The organism is Paenibacillus sp. FSL M7-0802 (assembly GCF_038004945.1).
In the GTDB taxonomy this organism is placed as follows: Bacteria; Bacillota; Bacilli; order Paenibacillales; family Paenibacillaceae; genus Paenibacillus; species Paenibacillus polymyxa_B.
In genome coordinates this window covers 2,714,906-2,733,551 of the sequence record NZ_JBBOSD010000001.1, presented here as the reverse complement: position 1 = coordinate 2,733,551, position 18,646 = coordinate 2,714,906, and the positions used below count along the sequence as shown (strand labels likewise).

Sequence of the window (18,646 nt, the reverse complement as noted above, 5' to 3'; positions counted from 1 at the left end):
TGTCGTAATTGTGTATACTATACGTAAGGATTCCCTCATTTCCCTGTTGCAGGGGGGTGGGGGTTTCTTTTTAAGGAGAGAATATAGACTTATTGAAAAGTAGGGAAGGGGAAGCACACACGGATGAAATCGACAGCTAGAGTGACGGAGGCGCAGTGGCAGGTTTGGCAGGAGGAAGGCTGGAGCATACTTCCCTATATTGCTGAGTACCCATTACCCGTGGGGGGGCTACCGTCATCGTGGCGGAAGGCTTGGGAGGATTCGTCGCCATATGCCTTTTTGCTGGAGAGCGCTAAAGGTGGGAGGTACACCTATCTGGCCTTAAATCCGGTTGCTATATTGGAGGGCAAGGGAGAACATGCAGTTTGGACTGATTTGCAAAGCGGGAAACATGGAGATATGCATGGTCAACCTTTGAAAGTCATGAGCAACTGGATCTCTCCTTACCGTGCGCCGCGTGTACCTGGCATGCCTTTTTTCTCTGGAGGATTTGCGGGTTATCTTGGCTACGATGTAGCTCGCTCGTTGGAGCGTTTGCCATCTCAAGCTGCAGACGATACGGACATACCTGATTATGTATGGATGAGGGTGGATGAGCTATGGATTTACGATCACGAAAAATCCTCCATATATTGTGCTGTTCATATGCCCGCTCCTGCGCATTCCGATAAAGTCAGCAGTGATACCGATTTGACCAATCGCGTTATGCTGGATGGGCCGAATACTATACTTTGCGAGCATTACGCGGAAGCTGCCCAACGTGCAGAACGTATGCTGACTCAGTGGAATAACATCATAAATGCAGGAGAGATTGATTCTGCGTACCCTCGTCGTTGTGCTAGGCTCGCCGAAGAAGGGTTAGAGGCTGCTCATCTTGAATCTGAAGGCTGGACAGCGGCATTCAACCAACAAGATTTTGAACAAGCCGTGAAACGTGTGCAGGAATACATTGCCCAAGGGGATGTATTCCAGGTCAACTTATCGATTCGTCAGCAACGTGCGCTTACAGCCCTCCCTGAAAATATATATGAATGGCTTCGTCTGCTGAATCCTTCCCCTTATATGGGTATGCTGCGTACGCCAGATTTACGGATCGTTAGTGGCTCGCCGGAATTGTTGGTGAAGCTGGAGGATGGACGTGTGAGCGCCCGACCAATTGCAGGTACGAGAAGAAGAGGGCTAACACCGGATGAAGATGCCGCTATGGCAGCAGAGCTTCTATCAAGCGAAAAAGAACGCGCCGAGCATATTATGCTCGTCGATCTGGAGCGTAACGATATCGGACGGATTGCCGAATACGGATCGGTGCATGTGCCTGAACTGCTGACGGTCGAATACTATTCGCACGTTATGCACCTGGTTTCTCAGGTTGAAGGAAAATTAGCCTCGGGTCGTACAGCTATAGATGTAATTGCTGCTACCTTTCCAGGCGGAACCATTACCGGGGCACCCAAGGTGCGCACCATGGAAATTATTGAAGAATTAGAGCCCGTTCGTCGGGGGCCTTATACAGGGTCCCTTGGATGGATTGACTATAACGGCAATATGGAATTAAATATTATAATAAGAACACTAGCTGTTAAAGGCAGCACTGCCTATTTACAGACAGGTGCGGGGATCGTCATTGATTCAGACCCGTACAGGGAATATCGGGAATGTCGGAACAAGGCTAGAGCTGTCATGAAGGCGGTACAATGTGGTGAAGAAGAAGCCGCTTTGAGCAGAAGCGGTATCACAGGAGGGTGAGTCGTATGATTTTGGTGATTGATAATTATGATTCGTTTACGTACAATCTTGTTCAATATTTAGGTGAACTTGGCGAAGAAGTAACCGTAAAACGGAACGATGAGATTGATGTGAAAGGCATAGAAGAGCTGGCACCAGAGCATATTTTGATCTCGCCGGGTCCATGCACGCCGAATGAGGCAGGGATATCACTGGATGTGATCAGCCATTTTAAAGGTCGCATTCCGATTTTTGGCGTTTGCCTCGGCCACCAGGCCATCGGACAGGCTTTTGGCGGTAAGGTTATCCGGGCTGAACGACTCATGCACGGTAAAACATCACCGATTCTTCATCACAATACGTCAGTATTTGAAGGCTTGCCTTCTCCGTTCACAGCAACCCGGTATCACTCATTGCTGGTGGAGCGCGAGAGTCTGCCTGAGTGTCTAGAGATTACCGCGGAAACCGCAGAAGGTGAAATTATGGGTTTGCGGCATAAAGAATTTGCCGTAGAAGGAGTTCAGTTCCATCCAGAATCCATTATTACGGATTATGGGCATCAACTGTTACGCAATTTCCTAAAACGCAAGGTAGGCGTCTGATTCATGAAATATATCGGAGTCAACGGCGTCCTCACGGAAGCCGCAAAAGCCGTGATTCACGTAAGTGATCACGGCTTTTTATACGGAATGGGCTTGTTTGAAACATTCCGCACCTACAAGGGTGTCCCATTCTTGCTGGATCGGCATCTACATCGACTGCAGGAAGGTTGCCGAATGCTCGGCATTCCTTTTCAACCGGATGAGGAGCAACTTACGAGACACATCCAACATCTGATGGTGGCGAATGGATTGGATGAAGCTTATATCCGTTACACCGTATCAGCTGGCGAAGAGGTGCTAGGATTGCCGACGGGGGACTATACGCGTCCTAATCATATTCTGTTCGCTAAACCGTTGCCCTCTACCAATACACAAACCGGGCAATCCACTTCCCCATCGGCGCTTCAGTTGTTGCGAACCCCCAGAAACACTCCAGAGGGTGAGGTTCGCTTAAAGTCGCTCCATTATATGAATAATATTCTTGCAAAGCGGGAACTTCAGCAGTATGCCGAGGCTGTCCGTTATAAGGCTGAAGGAATGATGCTTACGGCGGATGGTTTTCTGGCAGAAGGAATGGTCAGCAATCTGTTCTTTGTGCGGAACAATACGTTGTATACCCCTGACTTGTCTACAGGGATTCTGCCAGGCATTACGCGTGAGTTCATTTTGGAGCTGGCGCATCTGCGAGACATTCCTTGTGAGCAAGGCCTGTACCGCTGGGACGAGCTGAAACAGGCTGATGAAATTTTTATGACCAACTCTATACAAGAAATACGGCCCGTGGATTTGTTGTTGGAGCCGGGAGGAGCAACGAACCATTTATCGGTTCCCTTGACACAGCCCAGGTCCATAACAGCTTTGCTGTTGCACGATTATAGACAGAAAGCAGGGATCAAGTGAACATACCGACCCTTTATCAACGTAGTTACCGAATGGGGGATGCCGAGCTTACGCTCGGACATTCCACACAGATCATGGGTATACTGAATGTGACCCCGGATTCATTTTCCGATGGAGGATTACATTATAGTCCCGAGATTGCTGTTTTACATGCATTGAAGCTGGTGGAAGATGGAGCGGATATCATTGACATTGGTGGGGAGTCTACTCGCCCGGGTCATGATCCAGTAGGTGTGGAAGAGGAGCTGGCTCGGGTCATTCCGGTCGTTCAGGCTATCCATCGTATCGCACCGCACATTCCGTTATCTGTAGATACTTACAAAGCCGAGGTAGCCAGGCAGGCACTTGAGGCTGGCGCACATATCATTAATGATGTGTGGGGGTTTAAGGCAGACCCCGATATGGCACGTGTAGCTTCGGAATTCGATTGCCCGGTCATTTTGATGCATAATCGTCATGACCGTAACTATAGTGATTTGGTTTCTGATATGCTGTCCGATTTAAAAGAAAGTATCCGATTAGCGCTGGATGCGGGGGTACGTGAGGAACAGATCATTTTAGACCCAGGTATCGGTTTTGCCAAGGATTACGATGAAAATATTCATGCCATGACTTCTCTCGATACATTGAGTCAGCTGGGCTTTCCGCTGTTATTGGCTACGTCGCGCAAAAGGTTTATTCGTACAGCACTGGATTTGCCTGTGAATGATGTGGTGGAGGGCACGGCGGCTACCGTTGCCTTTGGCATTGCTCAAGGGTGCCAGATTGTGCGTGTACACGATGTGGCGCAAATCAAGCGCACCGTACGTATGTGTGATGCGATGGTGTACGGGTCTAAAAATGCACTGAGTTATGGTGGTTAAAAGACGCTTCATGAATGATTTGATCCTGCGATCGCTGTTGCAACGGGATTCTTTTGAATTGGTAAACATATGACTGTTAGAATCCCGTTGCAAAGGCGAGCGCTTCGCTTCTCCGGATTCAAATCCTTCATTCCGCTACAACGCGCCATAAAGTCACTGTTTTTTTAGGGAGTTATTTATTGTGTAAGGTGAACAGAAGAATAGATCAAGTAGAACGAGAACGGAGTAGGCGGAATGGTGCTGTACAAGCAAAGCGGTCGCTTTAAAAGCTTTCCGTAGGAAAGCTCGCTTCGGAAGCATCACTTCCCCGAATTTCTACCTTTATTATAGGTTTTATTCAAGAAATCTGGGGCAGTGGCGATGGGGAGCACCATCCGACTGCGCAGTGGCACGATACGAAACTTTTAAGTTGAGCTTATTGAGAAAATCTAATAAAAAACAGGGGGGGATACCCACGATGGATAAAATGGTTTTGCATCGTATGGAGTATTACGGATATCATGGCGTTTTTCCAGAGGAGCGCAAGCTGGGACAACGTTTCTATATTGATTTGGAACTGGAGCTTGATCTGCGTGAAGCGGGTGAGCAGGATGCTTTGGACAAAACGGTTAATTACGCCGAGGTTCATTACACCGTTAAAGATATTGTAGAAAAGGAATCTTACCAATTGATTGAAGCTTTGGGCGAACGTATTGCATCTTCCCTACTGGACACTTATACTAGTGTCAATGCACTGACTGTCAAAGTCACAAAGCCGCATCCGCCGTTTGATATTCATTTTCAAGGCGTGACGGTTGAGCTTTATCGCGCAAGAAAGTAGGAACGATACATGAATGCACATTCGACCTCTGAGGCATCAGAGGCTTATATTGCTTTAGGGGCTAATTTGGGGGAGCGCGAGCATACCCTGTATGAAGCCATTACGGCGCTGGACGAACATCCGGGTATACGGGTGCTTCGGTGCTCCAGCCTGTACGAAACAGAGCCTGTTGGGTATCTGGATCAACCTTCTTTTTTGAACATGACGGTAGCCGTATCTACAACACTTGCTCCAGAGGAGCTTCTGGTATATATGCTGGAGGTGGAGAGTCGTCTGGGGAGAGTAAGACACATTCCTAATGGGCCACGAACCATTGATCTGGATTTGTTATGGATGGAAGCGGCGCAACTGGCTACACCGGATTTGGAGCTTCCTCACCCTCGTATGTTGGAGCGTGCTTTTGTGCTGGTTCCTTTGGCTGATATCGTTCCGAACCAAGATCCGTCCGGTCTGTACAGTATCGTGCATACTGCATTGAATTCTGTGGATGGAAAGGACGGCATACAGCTTTGGAAAACATGCAGCTGGCGCAACGACTCCGCGCCTTTCGGAAGCTAAAAGGGTTCACACAGCAGGAGTTGGCAGAACGTACTGGTATATCTTTGACTGTATTAGGTGCTGTGGAGCGAGGCAATCGTAGAGTAGACCCAGACATGCTGAACATCATCGCCCAAACGCTAGAAATTGAAGTCCGGGAACTGACGGAATGACGATAAGTATACGATATAAAAGAAGGAATAAAGGGGTGAACAGATATGTTGAAAATCGGCGATATTGAAATGAAAAACCAAGTCGTCTTGGCACCCATGGCAGGCGTGTGCAATCCTGCTTTTCGCTTGATCGCCAAGGAGTTCGGTACAGGCTTGGTATGTGCAGAGATGGTTAGTGATAAGGCCATCATTCACGGCAACAAGCGTACACGTGAGATGCTGTTTGTAGATGAGCGCGAGAAGCCGCTTAGCTTGCAAATTTTTGGAGGCGACCGCGAATCTTTGGTGGAAGCAGCGAAGGTGGTAGATCAGGAAACGAATGCAGATATTATTGATATCAATATGGGCTGCCCGGTTCCCAAAGTGACCAAATGTGATGCAGGTGCTCGTTGGCTGCTCGATCCAAACAAGATTTATGAAATGGTATCGGCGGTAGTGGAATCGGTAAGCAAGCCGGTTACCGTGAAAATGCGTATTGGTTGGGATAGCGAGCATATTTATGCCGTAGAGAACGCTCGCGCTGTTGAACGTGCCGGAGGTCAGGCCGTTAGCGTACATGGCCGTACACGGGAGCAACTGTATACGGGACATGCGAATTGGGATATTATAAAAGAAGTTAAAGAAGCAGTTTCCATTCCTGTAATTGGAAACGGTGATGTGGCATCACCGGAAGATGCCCGCCGCATGCTGGATCTGACCAATTGTGATGGCGTTATGATCGGACGCGGTGCTCTGGGGAATCCGTGGATGCTCTACCGTACGATTGAGTACTTGCAATCAGGTGAGCTGTTGCCCGATCCTTCACCGGAAGAAAAAATCCGCATTGCCATTCTGCATATGGATCGTCTGGTTGCATTGAAGGGTGAAGCGGTAGCTGTCCGTGAAATGCGCAAGCATCTGGCTTGGTACCTCAAGGGGTTTAAAGGTTCTGCACGTATTAAGGATGTCATTATGGAAGAAACAAAGCGCGACGATATGGTACGTATTTTGGATCAATTTGTATCTCAATTGCACATGGTAGAAAACGATGAGCCTTCTACAAGTGCTGCTTCTCCTGCTGCTGTTGCGCAATAAGGAAGCTGTTCCGGCCTGCGCACGCGATTGACTTTTCCAATTGCTTGCCCTATAATCGTTCAGTATAAAATCTTGATGTATGCTACAAATTGTGTGCAGCTCTCAAGACAACAGCAGGAAATGTTCTCATTCCCTCAGAGTGGCATATTATGTTTTGAAAGCGTGCATTCCGATGCACTTTTAAACTTTTCCCATGACAGGAGAATCGGTTAAGATGAGCGATAAAGAAGTCATTCTGACACAGGAAGGTCTTAGAAAGCTCGAAGATGAGCTTGAGAACTTAAAGTCTGTCAAACGCCGCGAAGTGGCTGAACGGATTAAGGTAGCCATCGGGTACGGAGATATTAGTGAAAACTCCGAATATGAGGATGCGAAGAATGAGCAGGCCTTTATTGAAGGCCGTGTAATTACGTTGGAAAAGATGCTACGCAATGCCCGCATTATCAATAGTGATGAAATTGACACCGATGTTGTGGGAGTAGGTGCAACTGTGACCGTTGAAGATTTGGAATTCGGAGATATTACAGAGTATGCTATCGTAGGTTCCGCCGAATCCGACCCGCTACAGAATAAGATTTCGAATGAAAGTCCGGTTGGCAAGGCAATTCTCGGTAAGAAAAAGGGAACTGTTGTGGATGTCACCGTTCCAGCAGGCGTTATTCAATATAAAATCGTGGATATCAAGAAATAAGACACGGACTTTGGAATTTAATGTAAAAGCTTCCTTGTGGAAGCTTTTTTTCTCTACACCCGGACGGACCCCGGCCCGTCTATTCATATTGAAGGAGCTGATTTAGCACCATGTCGGATGAAACTACTAACCAGGAAACACAAGAAAATCGCGAGGAATTAAGTGAACTATTACAAATTCGTCGTGCCAAATTGGACGAGCTTCGCGCATTGGGCATTGATCCTTTTGGACGCAAATACATACGCACGGCTGAAGCGGGCGTACTACTGAGCAAGTATGACAGTTTGACTAAGGAAGAACTGGAAGAAAAGAATATTGAAGTTAGCATAGCAGGCCGTATTATGGCTAAACGTGTTATGGGAAAAGCCAGCTTTGCTCATATACAGGATCTTAGCGGACGTATTCAAATTTATGTTCGTCAAGACACGGTACCTGAATCCAAATATAAAGCATTTGGTATTTTGGATCTGGGTGATATTGTTGGTGTTAAGGGTGTGCTCTTCAAGACCAAAACGGGCGAAACGACAATCAAAGTGCTGGATATTGAGGTCTTGTCCAAATCCTTGTATCCATTACCAGAGAAATATCATGGCCTGAAGGATGTTGAATTGCGTTACCGTCAGCGGTATGTCGATTTGGTTATGAACCCTGAAGTACAAAAAACGTTCATTACACGGTCCCGTATTATTCAATCCATGCGTCGTTATCTCGATTCGCTCGGCTATTTGGAAGTTGAAACCCCAACATTACATTCCATTGCTGGCGGGGCGGCGGCGAAGCCATTTGTTACGCACCATAATGCATTGGACATGCAGCTTTATATGCGTATTGCTATTGAACTCCATTTGAAACGACTAATTGTCGGCGGAATGGAGAAAGTATATGAGATCGGTCGTGTTTACCGTAATGAAGGTATTTCGACCCGCCATAACCCTGAGTTTACGATGATTGAGCTGTATGAAGCGTATGCTGATTATAAAGATATCATGCAATTGACGGAAAACATGGTTGCACATATTGCGCAGGAAGTACTGGGCACACAGCATATTCAATATCAAGGCCAGGAAGTGGATCTGACGCCGCAATGGCGCAGAGTCTCCATGGTTGATGCTGTTAAAGAAGTAACAGGCGTAGACTTTAGCGTGCAGATGAGTAATGAAGAAGCTCATCGCCTTGCGAAAGAGCATAAAGTTTCGGTTGAACCGCATATGACATTTGGCCATATCCTGAATGCATTCTTTGAGCAGTTCGTAGAGGAAACGCTTATTCAACCTACCTTTATTACTGGACATCCGGTTGAAATTTCGCCGTTGGCCAAGAAAAACGAACAAGATCCGCGGTTTACGGATCGCTTCGAGCTGTTCGTGGTTGCTCGTGAGCATGCGAATGCGTTCACTGAGCTGAATGATCCAATCGACCAGCGCCAACGTTTTGAAGCACAATTGCTGGAACGTGAGCACGGTAACGACGAGGCGCATGAAATGGATGATGACTTTATCCGCGCCTTGGAATACGGGATGCCACCAACAGGTGGACTGGGCATCGGCATCGATCGTTTGGTTATGTTGCTGACAGATGCGCCTTCCATTCGCGATGTGCTGCTTTTCCCGCATATGCGTAACCAACAGTAGAATAACATAACATTATGAATATAGAGGATCAGCCGGGCTTCCCGTGTCTTGTTCCTCTTTTTCATAAGAACGGATGGAGAGAATACTCTAATGAAACGCAGCGTCAAGCTTAGTCGGTTCGCATCGCCTCCTTTTATATTGGTCATCGGATATTTATTGATTATTGCATTGGGTACTTTGCTACTGATGCTTCCTGTTGCCAATCATAGTGGTCATGCTCCGCATTGGATTGATTCGCTTTTTACGTCCGTCTCAGCCGCTTGCGTCACAGGACTGGTCGTTGTTGACGTCGATTCAACGTATACGATGTTTGGCGAAACCGTCATTTTGGTGCTGATGCAGCTAGGCGGGCTGGGGTTTATGACCTTAGCGACCTTGTTTGCGCTGTTGTTGGGGCGGCGATTATCGTTAAAGGATCGGTTGCTGCTTAAGGAGGCTATTAATGCCGATAGCATGGAAGGGATCGTGCGTATTATTCGCAAGGTGCTGATCTTTTCCTTTACCATTGAGGCGATAGCTGCCGTCGTCTTAGCTTTGCGGTGGATGCGAGAGATGCCTGTCGGACAAGCGATATATTATGGAATATTCCATTCCGTATCCCTCTTTAATAACGGGGGATTCGATCTGTTCGGGACTAGCTTCCAACAGTACGCTGGAGATTTTGTTTTCAATATGATTGCATCTGTGCTCGTTATATCAGGAGGCTTGGGTTTCCTTGTACTTAGCGATCTGTTCGATTTTCGCCGTACCCGAAGACTGTCTCTACACTCCAAAATGGTGCTTAGCGTGTCGGGAGTGCTCATTGTGGTTGGTGCGCTGGTTTTATTTGTTTTTGAGTTTACCAATGCACGAACCTTGGGTGCGCTGAACTGGGAAGGCAAAGTATATGGAGCTGTCTTTCAATCGGTCTCCACGAGATCATCAGGTACGAGCACAGTCGATATCAGCGGGTTAAGGCAGGCAAGTCAGTTTTTTATTATGTTGCTGATGATTATCGGTGCTTCTCCAGGCTCCACGGGAGGAGGAATTAAAACGACTACGTTTCTGCTTATGGTAGGTGCGCTAATCGCCGTCATGCGAGGACAGAAGGAAATTGTGTTTTTCCGTCATAGGGTCCCCAAAGATATCATGATGCGGGCGCTGACCATTATTGTACTGGCCCTATTTATATTCTCGATTGTGGTTATACTGCTCTTAATGACAGAGGATGCGCCATTTCTCTCCCTTGCATTTGAGGCTGCTTCCGCAATCGGAACGGTAGGGTTGTCTGTAGGAGTGACGCCAGGATTGTCTGACGCAGGCAAGCTGATTATTTGTGTGACTATGTTTATTGGTCGGATTGGTCCTCTTACGATTGCCTATGCCATTCGTCCACGCTCGACCAAGACATTGTACCGTCGTCCCGAAGGTCATATTGTAATTGGATAGTGTATCTGTAAAAAAAGATGTACCCGTGCTGATTAGCATAGGTACATCTTTTTTCATTTCAGATCATCATAATTCTTTATGGGTAGCATATCATGTAAAATGCCCATTTTGAGAACAAGACGAAATGGGCTGAACAGATACTGATTTTCGCAGAAAAAACGGCTATTTGTTTCCTTTTATGTAATTATAGACAAAATACTAGGAATATTATGTATAATATTGTATGATAGTGGGCATGAAAGGGGGATAGTTGAGGTGAATACCAATTTCTAATTTGAAAGGAATCATCTATTATGTATTTATTTATTATTAGTGCTGAAGTTTTATTTTGGGTTTTTGTTGTTGCAGGCTTGATCGCAAGGTATATGTTTGGCTTGAAGAAATTAGGCGGTCTTCTTTTACTATTTACCCCCATTATTGATATCCTGTTACTGATTGCGGTGTTCATCACGGTGAAAAGTGGCATGGAGATTACGACTGCTACTGGCTTGGCGGCCTGTTATTTTGGTATTACAGTAGCATTTGGTCATAGGTTAATTAAGTGGGCGGATGTACGGTTCTCCCATTGGTTTGGTAAGGGACCCAAGCCTGAACGTAAGTATGGTGCTGCTCATGCAAAAGAGGAACGGATAGGTTGGTTGCTTCACCTTTTGGGTTGGGCTATAGGTAATGCTTTGTTGCTCGCCATCATTATGTATGTTGATGATCCGCAGCGTACGGTGTCTTTGGAGGGCATTATGCAAACATGGGCGATCGTTCTGGCAATCGACTTTGTTGTCTCCTTTAGCTATACTTTAGCTCCCAAAAAACAAAAGCGTAGTCTATAGAGGTTAAGGCTTTACACTTAGATTAGATAAAATCTGGCTGGTCACTCAGGATGTTCAAATCGGAAGACTCATTGTTGGTGAAAATGAAGTGGTTACTTCCGGTAGTGGGGTGAGTCTGTCGTCGGAATGTAAATATTTACAAAAATATGAGGATTTTATGTTTAACTCACTTTGACAGTCACCTTATTTTTGCCTCGCTATCTTTTTTCACACACATGTATCCCTTTCGATTTGAACACAGACCAACAGAAGCAACACAACTATTTTTTGTGAGATGACAGACAGCATGCAAGATGTGTTACACAAATTTTAAAATAAATTTTGTGATTTGCCTAAAACGTCGCCTATCCAAGTTTGGCAATTAACGCGATAATATTCCAGGAAAGATTACATATGTCTATAAATGTAGACATACGCAGTTAAGTTGTTATTTTGTTTAAAAATGTAAAAAAAGAAAGGTGGTTTCTGTGGCAGTACTACTGAGCGGTAAGAACATTTTGATTATGGGCGTGGCTAATAACAGGAGTATTGCCTGGGGGACAGCTCAATCTTTAGCTGCTGAAGGAGCACAGCTCATTTTTACTTACGAAAATGAGAGGGTTGCAGAGCGGGTACTAAAGCTCGTTGAAACCATTCCAGGAGCACTGGTCTGTCCTTGTAATGTTCAAAGCAATGAAGAGCTTGATGCATTGGCGGATTTTCTAAAAGAAAAAGTAGGCGTATTACATGGTTATTTTCACAGTGTCGCCTATGCTAAGGCTGAGGATTTGGATGGCTTGTTCGTTGACACTTCTCGTGAGGGATTCGCCGTTGCACAAGAAATCAGTGCCTATTCTCTGGCTGCTGTCTCCCGTCGAGTATACCCACTGATGACAGAGGGTGGAAGTATCGTCACCATGACGTATATTGGCGCAGAACGAGCGATCAAAAATTACAACGTTATGGGTGTGGCGAAGGCTTCACTGGAAGCCAGCATGCGCTATCTGTCGAATGATCTGGGCACATATGGCATTCGCGTAAATGCGATTTCCGCTGGTCCGATACGGACCTTGGCTGCCTATGGCATTAAAGATTTTAACACAATGCTCAAACATATTGAAGAAACTACGCCCCTACGCAAGACGGTTGATACGTCGGAAGTCGGAGATACGGCGTTATTCCTATTTTCCCATTTATCGAGAGGCATTACGGGTGAAGTTATCCATGTAGATGCTGGATACCATATTACGGGGATGTAAGGAGGGAACGTTGTGCTTATTACGCATACGGATTGCCGTATTATCTCACCTGAAGGAATTATGACTAGGGAGCGTCTGGAACGAGACGTTACGATCTTCTCCCGGATGTTGACGCTCAGAGGAATTCCCGAAGACGGTAGAGTGATTCTGAAAGCGGCCAATTCCTATTGGTTTGTTGTGTCTCTGTTTTCCCTGTGCAATATCGCTGTTTCGGTGACTGTGGTGGACGAGCAGACTGTGCTCGATGAGGTGGCTCAAATCTATGATGAAGCGGGTGCCTGTTGCATCCTTACGGATTCCGATTTAGAACTTCCTCATGCTCTCGTTATTCTGATTCAAGATCTGATTCAAGAAGAAGCAGTACACCCGGATTGGGTGGGAGAGCCAAAGCTTGAAGCCCTCGACTTTAACAAGTGGTGCGAGAGGCCAGATGCGCTCATTCTGTATTCTTCAGGTACGACGGGAAAACCCAAGGGAATCGTGAAAGCTGGTTCAGCTTTTATGGAGAATATCAGGCATTCCATACACGCCATGAACTACCTACCGTCTGACCATATGCTCCCCGTTGTGCCGTTCTCTCATTTTTATGGAATCTCACTTATCTTCTCCTGGTGGTTAACCTCATGTTCTCTCATCATCTGCAATCCAAAAAACCTCTGGAGCGTCATTGCAAGTATTACGAAAGACCGGGCGACGGTCGTAGACGCTAACCCCTCTGCTTTTTACACCTTGTTGCGTATGCTAAACCGAAAACCCGAACAACTGGAAATGGTCAAGGAAGCTCCGGTACGCATGTGGTGCGTAGGCGGTTCCCCACTTACCCAAGACCTTGAAGAGAAATTTAACAACATATTTGGACAGCCCCTCCTGAATGGTTACGGCCTTTCTGAACTGGGCAACGTTACACTGGGGACGCTAGAATGTCCGAAGGGTTGTGGTCTACCATTACCTGGTGTGGAGCTGAAAATACTAGATTCTACAGGCAACCAGCAGGCGGACGGTATCGTAGGCGAAGTGTGGATACATAGTGCTGGACGCATGGAAGGTTACTTGAATCGTCCAGACTTGACGCAATCGGTTCTACAGGACGGCTGGTTCAAGACGGGGGATCTGGGCTATCTGGATGACGGAATGCTGTATGTCATTGGTCGCAGCGGTAAGACGGTCAACCGGATGGGCTATATGGTATCTCCTGTCTATATTGAGGATCGGATTGGTTCGCTAGGTTACCGATCCTGCGTGATCACCTTGGAGGATGAGGCTAAAGGGACATTGCTTGTTGCATTCATCGAAGGCGAATCCTCGCAAGCCTTGTCTGTACTCCGTAAAGAAATAAATCGTGTACTTCCTTCATACATGTTTCCCGATCTTTTGCTTCCGCTCGACCACTTTCCTTTAAATCGCAATGGAAAAGTGGATCGTCTGGAGATGGAGCGTATTGCCCTGGAGAAAGTTGCTTCTCGCAAAGTATAGCAAAATATTTACCAAAACCGCATATAGGAAAGGGAGAATGTGCCATGAGTATAAATCCAGAATTGGCAGAAAACACACTGTTTTTGGAAAGGCATGAATCTATTCTGAAGTGCCTCAATTATTTGATTGAAAATCGGCAGGAAGTGATGGATATTCTCACGCAATTTTCATCCTATCGGGCCGCCAATGCAGAAATTGACTCCACGATCCTCACACTTCAAGGTGCTCTGCAAGAAGTGCAGACCTATCAGCCAAGCTGGCAACGATCTATGGCTGTATTCATGCCTTCCAACGTCATTTTGTACTCCTATGCATTATACCTCTTGATTCCGTCCCTGTACGTTGAAAATATAGACTTTCGCCCTTCTTCTCACGTAAACGAGTACGTCAACATGCTGCATGAAAAGCTTCAGGCTGTACACGGATTACCCATCTATATTCGTAAGGTCAGTCAAAGGGTTTTTATGGAAAATTCGGTTATGCCAGCTGATATTGTGGTGTTCACCGGGAGCTATGTCAATGCGGAGAAGATCAAAAAACAAATCCGAAAAGACCAACTCTACATCTTCTATGGACAAGGGATCAATCCTTTCGTCATCGGACCCGATGCTGATCTGGAACTGGCGGTTACCGATGTAATCCGAATGAGACTGTTCAACTCAGGACAGGACTGCCTGGGACCCGACATCATTCTGGTACATCAAGATGTGACAGAGAGCTTCAAAAACCTGCTGATTATGCGGCTTGACCAACTTGTGTTTGGAGCCAACGATGATCCGAACGCAAACTATTCCCCTATTTTCTATAAAGATGCGCTGAACTCGGTTTCTGAATATTTTAATACGAACGATAAGTTTATTATTTACGGCGGTGGCATTGATTTCCGTACGAAAAAGATGGAGCCAACGGTTGTATATAGCGAGCTAGATCAGGATTTGGAGATTATTGAGTATTTTTCACCGGTCTTCAACGTGGTTAGCTACCGAGACGACGAGCAGCTGATCAAGCGTATTTCCTCCAGTTATTTCAGTGAACGAGCAATGGGTTGCAGCTTATACGGGTCTAGTCACCTGGCGGACGTTCTGCGGAAGAAGCACACGCTGACCATTAATCAGACGCTTGAGGATGTGGATCAAGGCAATAAGCCTTTTGGTGGCTATGGCACGATGTCGAACTATATTTTTTACGATTTCAAGCTCATTTCGAAGCCGATCTTGATTTCAGAAATTGTCGCAGAATATTTGTCGGAAAAGAGGAGTTTGGTATGACTGCGAGTTTATTCCCTTGGGATGCCATCATTGGCTACTTAAAATCGGCTGGGGTTCAGCATCTCTTTGGATTACCAAGTGATGATCTCAAAATCGTATCGTCACTCCCCTCATCCGGTATGGATTTTATTCTGTGCAAAGATCAACGTAATGCTGTGTTCATGGCAGCAGGTTATGCGCTCACCACCAACCAGATGTCCGTATGCGTTGTGGGGAAAGGCCCTGCGCTCAGTAATACACTTACAGGGCTACTGGAGGCCAAGAACCTGGGCGCTCCGCTCCTGCTTTTGGCGCTTGGCACTGGCGGAGACAAGCTGGGTACCCGATCCTTTCAGGAAGCCGATCAAATCTCACTCGTGAAGCCGCTCGTAAAATGGGCTTATCGTGTCGAGCATGTGGATCGGCTTGTATGGGCGATGGAGCGGGCTGCCTTTTTGGCTATCAATGGAGCACCGGGTCCCGTCTATATCGAACTCCCTGAAAACCTGATGGACCAGCCTGTGCCAACAGGGCTTCAGTTTACCCCACCAGAAAAGCTGTCGTGCTCTCCGTCTCGTCGGGAGTTGGATGCATCGTGGGAAATTATTGAGAACGCCCGCAGACCACTCATTCTAGTCGGAGGCGGCATGAAGTCAGGTACAGGTGATGTGATTGAGCGGTTCGCTAACCAACATGGAGCGGCCTTGTTCGCAACCGCCTCGGGACGGGGTGTAGTTGATGAAGACCACGAACTCTTCTGTGGTGTTGCAGGACTCTATACAGATCTCAGTCTAAGACAAATCTGGAAGGAATCTGATGTGGTAATCACACTGGGCAGTCGATTGGAAGAAACGGCTACTTTTGAGTGGGATATTTTGCTACAGGATACACCTTTGATTCAAGTCAATGTAAATCTGGAGGATTTTGCACACGAGTACAAGGGTATCAAGGTGCTCGGTGATGGATATGCAGCGGTGGAGCAGTGGCTTGAACGGCGCGGGCAGGAGCCTGATGGAGTGTGGCTTGAAACGATTAGGAGCTGTAAACAGGAGGCTTTTTCTCACAGGGCTATTTATCTGGAAGAGCTGAAAAAGACCCCTGGATTCCACGTTCCTGAGCTGTTGGACATGATTCAGACGGAGTTCCCTGAAAATCTGGTGCTTCTTCAAGAGAATGGATTGCAGGATATGTGGTCCTATTTTTATCCATATTTTCGCTTTGCCCACGGTTCTCTTTCGATTGTTCCTAGTGATCAAACGAGTCTTGGATTCGGTGCGGCGGCTGCTCTGGGAGCAAGCGTGGCGACACAACGTCCAGTAGTGGCACTTGTAGGTGACGGTGCGTTCAATCTCTTCTGTTCGGATTTTATGACGGCGGTGGAGTATCAAATACCGTTAATCTATATCGTACTCAATAATGGTGGCTATGGTTGGTTGCAGAATCAGATGAATTATAAACAACTCACAGGGCAGTCCCTCCCGTTTGTTTCTGAGGCGGCCAAGACAGGAATTCAAATTCCTCAGTATGAGTTTGTGGAAAGCCTTGCAATTCGGAGTAAGGGAGAGGCACGGGAACAGCTTCAGCTTGCTTGGCAAAAGTATCAGGAGAACAAGCTTGTGGTCGTCGAGGTATATGCTGATCTTGCGGATGTGCATGAAAAAATCAGTCATGTGTATGGCGACTTTCCTCTCTACGAGCAACAGGCTTCCAAGAATTAATTTCAACGAAGGACGTGGATACAGTGAGAAGACGTGTTGTAGTGACTGGACAGGGAGTCGTAACGCCGGTCGGGCTTAATCTTACGGATTTCTGGAATTCACTGTTGGAAGGAAAAAGCGGAATCGGACCTGTCACTGCTTTCGATACAGCGGACATTCCGACAAAGATCGGTGCACAGGTTACGGGCTTTGACCCATTGCAATATATGAGCAAGAAGGAAGCTAATAAAGTCGCACAGTTCACTCAGTTTGCTTTGGCGGCTGCCCGGCAGGCAGTGGAGCAATCAAAATTAGTGATTGATGAGCGGAATGCAAGTCGCGTGGGGGTTATTGTCGGCTCTGGAGCAGGCGGCCTCGACGTTATAGAGGAGAACTATGGGAAATTAACAAAGCTTGGTCCCAAAAGAGTTTCTCCTTATTTTGTTTCCTCGATGATGATTAATTCAGCACCTGGTGAAATCTCCATTGCTATTGGAGCCAAGGGGCCTTCTTTTGCTGTGGTTACGGCTTGTGCCACAGGAAGTAATGCCATTGGTGAGGCATTACGTACGATCCAGTACGGCACGGCTGATGTTGTGGTTGCCGGTGGAGCAGAAGCCAATTTTAGTCAGCTTGATCTGGCATCTTTTGCGAATATCCATGCTCTCTCCAGACGTAATGAAGAGCCGCAGAAGGCTAGTCGTCCGTTTGATGTGGATCGCGATGGATTCGTCATCGGTGGAGGAGCAGGAGTTTTGGTGCTGGAGGAGTTGGAGTATGCTTTGAACCGCGGAGCCACCATTCTGGCCGAAGTTGTGGGTTACGGATGCACAACTGATGCGTATCATATCACGGCTCCAGATCCCTCTGGCTCCGGCCCGGCAGAAGCGATCAACATCGCACTGCAGGATGGCGGCTTGACACCGCAGGAAATCGACTATGTCAATGCCCACGGTACGAGTACGCCATTTAATGACCGTATGGAGATTAACGCTATTCAAAAAGTATTCGGGGAGCATGCCCCCCAATTGGCGATATCGTCTATTAAATCCATGACTGGCCATTTAATGGGCGGTGCAGGGGCAGTCGAATTAATTGCGACTGTGCAGAGTATGATTCACAGCAAAGTACCACCGACACTCAATTGCGACAATCCTGAAGCTCCTGAATTGAATTTTGTGCCGCATGTATATCAGGAACGCGAGGTCCGCGCGGCGATTAGCAATTCATTTGGTTTCGGAGGGCACAACGTCTGCCTTGCTGTTCGCAAGTGGGAAGGGGAATAAGCCTGTGAGCGAAGAGCTAATCCATATCCCGGATGTGCTTCCGCACCGGTACCCATTTCTTCTGTTGGATGGCGTGACCGGGTACGAAACGTCGCAATGGGCGAAGGGATACAAGCTTGTCACCTGGAGTGAGTGGTTCATTACTGACACTAACCCATACATGCCTCCTATGTTGATTGTGGAGTCGCTTGCACAATTAGCGGCATTCGCTGCGATTGATAAAAAAGGCATTTCATACCTGACTAACCTCAATGGAATTCGATTCCACAGCTTGGCCAAGCCTGGGGACCGAATTGATCTCTATTTTGAAGTGATCAAGCGTCGGCGGGGCTATATTCTTGGTAGCGGTCGGGCTTCCGTGGGCGATCGATTGGTGGTTGAGGCGGAAGAAATTGTTTCACTGGATCAATGACAGGGTGGAAGCGTACGTTAAA

The 18,646-nt window shown here is 46.9% G+C and carries 18 protein-coding genes; all 18 read left to right on the top strand.

The annotated features are described in order from the left end of the window. Positions 1-123: 123 nt before the first annotated feature. Complete coding sequence (locus MHB54_RS12695; protein WP_264454315.1) at positions 124-1,746, top strand: anthranilate synthase component I family protein; 1,623 nt, start codon at positions 124-126, stop codon at positions 1,744-1,746. Between the two features lie 5 nt (positions 1,747-1,751). Further along, positions 1,752-2,327: an aminodeoxychorismate/anthranilate synthase component II gene (gene pabA / locus MHB54_RS12690; RefSeq protein ID WP_013308153.1), complete on the top strand. Its 576-nt coding sequence runs from the start codon at positions 1,752-1,754 to the stop codon at positions 2,325-2,327. A gap of 3 nt (positions 2,328-2,330) precedes the next feature. Continuing rightward, positions 2,331-3,227 carry an aminotransferase class IV gene (locus MHB54_RS12685; protein WP_023986455.1) on the top strand — a complete coding sequence of 299 codons (897 nt, stop codon included), beginning with the start codon at positions 2,331-2,333 and terminating at the stop codon, positions 3,225-3,227. Next, positions 3,224-4,090, top strand: a complete 867-nt coding sequence (folP, locus tag MHB54_RS12680) for a dihydropteroate synthase (protein ID WP_023986456.1) — start codon at positions 3,224-3,226, stop codon at positions 4,088-4,090. The genes MHB54_RS12685 and folP overlap by 4 nt, the downstream gene beginning before the upstream one ends. A 457-nt stretch (positions 4,091-4,547) precedes the next feature. Then, the gene (gene folB, locus MHB54_RS12675; protein WP_023986457.1) at positions 4,548-4,910 is read left to right on the top strand and encodes a dihydroneopterin aldolase; all 363 of its coding nucleotides are present in this window, start codon (positions 4,548-4,550) and stop codon (positions 4,908-4,910) included. Positions 4,911-4,919: 9 nt separating this feature from the next. Next, positions 4,920-5,468, top strand: coding sequence for a 2-amino-4-hydroxy-6-hydroxymethyldihydropteridine diphosphokinase (folK, locus tag MHB54_RS12670; protein WP_023986458.1), 549 nt, complete (start codon positions 4,920-4,922; stop codon positions 5,466-5,468). Beyond that, complete coding sequence (locus MHB54_RS12665; protein WP_175405216.1) at positions 5,420-5,620, top strand: helix-turn-helix domain-containing protein; 201 nt, start codon at positions 5,420-5,422, stop codon at positions 5,618-5,620. Before folK ends, MHB54_RS12665 begins: the two co-directional genes overlap by 49 nt. A 45-nt stretch (positions 5,621-5,665) precedes the next feature. Next, the gene (gene dusB / locus MHB54_RS12660; protein ID WP_023986459.1) at positions 5,666-6,694 is read left to right on the top strand and encodes a tRNA dihydrouridine synthase DusB; all 1,029 of its coding nucleotides are present in this window, start codon (positions 5,666-5,668) and stop codon (positions 6,692-6,694) included. Positions 6,695-6,908: 214 nt separating this feature from the next. Further along, a complete protein-coding gene (gene greA / locus MHB54_RS12655; protein WP_013308160.1) occupies positions 6,909-7,385 on the top strand; it encodes a transcription elongation factor GreA in 477 nt (158 codons plus the stop codon). A gap of 110 nt (positions 7,386-7,495) precedes the next feature. Continuing rightward, entirely contained in the window at positions 7,496-9,016 is a 1,521-nt protein-coding gene (gene lysS / locus MHB54_RS12650) for a lysine--tRNA ligase (protein WP_023986460.1), read from the top strand. A 90-nt stretch (positions 9,017-9,106) separates the two neighbouring features. Next, on the top strand, positions 9,107-10,444 hold the full coding sequence (locus tag MHB54_RS12645) for a TrkH family potassium uptake protein (RefSeq protein ID WP_023986461.1): 1,338 nt from the start codon (positions 9,107-9,109) through the stop codon (positions 10,442-10,444). A gap of 293 nt (positions 10,445-10,737) precedes the next feature. After that, a complete protein-coding gene (locus MHB54_RS12640; protein ID WP_023986462.1) occupies positions 10,738-11,271 on the top strand; it encodes a hypothetical protein in 534 nt (177 codons plus the stop codon). A 467-nt stretch (positions 11,272-11,738) separates the two neighbouring features. Then, entirely contained in the window at positions 11,739-12,509 is a 771-nt protein-coding gene (gene fabI, locus MHB54_RS12635; protein ID WP_013308164.1) for an enoyl-ACP reductase FabI, read from the top strand. 12 nt (positions 12,510-12,521) lie between these two features. Continuing rightward, positions 12,522-13,982 (top strand): class I adenylate-forming enzyme family protein, encoded by a 1,461-nt coding sequence (locus MHB54_RS12630; protein ID WP_340981623.1) that lies wholly within the window; start codon positions 12,522-12,524, stop codon positions 13,980-13,982. A gap of 44 nt (positions 13,983-14,026) precedes the next feature. Continuing rightward, a complete protein-coding gene (locus MHB54_RS12625; RefSeq protein WP_075153521.1) occupies positions 14,027-15,250 on the top strand; it encodes an aldehyde dehydrogenase family protein in 1,224 nt (407 codons plus the stop codon). Further along, on the top strand, positions 15,247-16,947 hold the full coding sequence (locus MHB54_RS12620; RefSeq protein WP_340981622.1) for a thiamine pyrophosphate-binding protein: 1,701 nt from the start codon (positions 15,247-15,249) through the stop codon (positions 16,945-16,947). Before MHB54_RS12625 ends, MHB54_RS12620 begins: the two co-directional genes overlap by 4 nt. 23 nt (positions 16,948-16,970) lie before the next feature. After that, a complete protein-coding gene (fabF, locus tag MHB54_RS12615; protein ID WP_068938691.1) occupies positions 16,971-18,212 on the top strand; it encodes a beta-ketoacyl-ACP synthase II in 1,242 nt (413 codons plus the stop codon). Positions 18,213-18,216: 4 nt separating this feature from the next. Next, a complete protein-coding gene (locus tag MHB54_RS12610) occupies positions 18,217-18,624 on the top strand; it encodes a 3-hydroxyacyl-ACP dehydratase FabZ family protein (RefSeq protein WP_025721676.1) in 408 nt (135 codons plus the stop codon). The last annotated feature ends 22 nt before the right edge of the window (positions 18,625-18,646 follow it).